Annotated in this window: 1 protein-coding gene and 1 pseudogene; both read left to right on the top strand. The window is 49.2% G+C overall.

What is annotated here, in order from left to right; all coding sequences use genetic code 11:
- Window positions 1–1,370 (top strand): hypothetical protein (locus BLU58_RS17220; protein ID WP_093293838.1); only part of this gene is annotated, 1,370 nt, incomplete at its 5' end.
- Window positions 1,371–1,459: 89 nt separating this feature from the next.
- A pseudogene (locus BLU58_RS16205) lies at window positions 1,460–1,887 on the top strand (spore surface glycoprotein BclB); the annotation flags it as partial.

Below are 1,887 nucleotides of genomic sequence, written 5' to 3' on the forward strand. Positions count from 1 at the left end.
AAGGTCCGACGGGCGCGGATGGCGCGGACGGCACTACGGGGCCTCAAGGTCCAACGGGCGCGGATGGCGCGGACGGCACTACGGGGCCTCAAGGGAACACTGGGCCTCAAGGTCCGACGGGCGCGGATGGCGCGGACGGCACTACGGGGCCTCAAGGGGACACTGGGCCTCAAGGTCCGACGGGCGCGGATGGCGCGGACGGCACTACGGGGCCTCAAGGGGACACTGGGCCTCAAGGTCCAACGGGCGCGGATGGCGCGGACGGCACTACGGGGCCTCAAGGGGCTACCGGACCCACTGGTGCCACAGGGCCTCAAGGTGCCACAGGGTCTACTGGTGCTAGCGGACCCCAAGGTGGCACTGGACCCACAGGGGCTACCGGAGTTGCAGGCATTACCGGACCGACGGGAGCTACCGGGTCGACAGGCGCCACAGGCATTACTGGAGCCTCAGCTGAAAACCAAACACCTTTCATCTATGTACAAAACAGTAATTCAAATAACGTCTCAGTCATTAACGGACGAACGCTACAAGTAGTGGCTACAATCCCTGTAGGATCTGCTCCTTGGGGTGGCTCTATCAATCAAAAGAACGATCGGGTATATGTTGCCAATTCTGGATCACGTAATGCCTCTGTCATCGATGCAAGAACCAATACCATCATCGCAACCCTTACTGCTGGTACCACCCCTAGAGGTGGAGCGGTAAATCCTAATAATGGTCGAGTATATATTTCAAACTTCGGCAGTAATAATGTATCTGTCTTTGAAGAAAATAATACTTTCGTCACAACCATCGCCGTTCCTGCTCCTCTAGAAGCAGATGTAAATGTAATCACAAATCAAATTTATATCTCTTCGAATAGCGGGTTCGTTTCTGTCGTTGACAGCACCACGAATAGCATCGTCGCAACCATTACGACAACATCGGGCGATCATCAGTTAGCTGTGAACCCAGCATCAGGACTTTATTATGTAGCTCTAAATAATGGAAGTGTTGTCAATGCTATCAATTTCCCTAGTAATACCATAGCGGCTACCATTCCACTCAGTGGAGGGCTAATTGGTGTAGATATCAATACGTTAACCAACACACTCTATGTTAAACCACAAAATAATTTTGTTTATAAAGTCGATGCAAGCACCAACAACACTCTCGCTACGATTACGTTAGCAGGAAATGGGCGAGAACTTGCCGTCAACTCGATCCCAACGGAGTTAATGCTTGATAACTTCACCTCATCCTACGTTGCCGCGGTGATTGGTGGCAATCCTGGACGTGTTGCGTTAATCGATCAAATATCCAACAACATCTTTAGTACGATTACCGTTGGAAACGACCCTCGATGGTTACAGTTCTTTTATCTATAAAAGATCGTTCTCTTTGAATAAATAAAACCGTAAGAATATATGTAATTATGCATATCTATACTAAGAATATTGTATTAAGGAGGTATAACATGTCTCAAGCCAACATCCCTAATATTTCACCTAATATCTCCATTACAAGAGAAGATGCAGTAAATTTACTACTATCATCGATTGCCTTAGAAGAACTAGGATTAAGTCATATTATTAATGCTGAGGGCGAAAAACTCCAGTACGTTCTCGGAACGCTTCCCGGAGTCTCAACATCCTTCCAACCTTCTATTAGCGATTTACTCACGATAAATAATAGTGTTCGCGACACGATTAATGTAATCGGGAAAAAAGAATGGATCCTAAATGAAAAGTTAGAAAATGTATTAAACACAGACGTCACGAGGGGACCGACGGGGTCTGCCGGAGCCACAGGGCCTACAGGTCCATCAGGAGGACCTCCCGGACCTGCGGGGGCTACCGGGCCTCAAGGTCCAGCAGGGCCGACGGGGGCAGTTGGAGCCTCAGG

This window comes from Thermoactinomyces sp. DSM 45892 (assembly GCF_900107305.1).
Lineage (GTDB): Bacteria > Bacillota > Bacilli > Thermoactinomycetales > Thermoactinomycetaceae > Baia.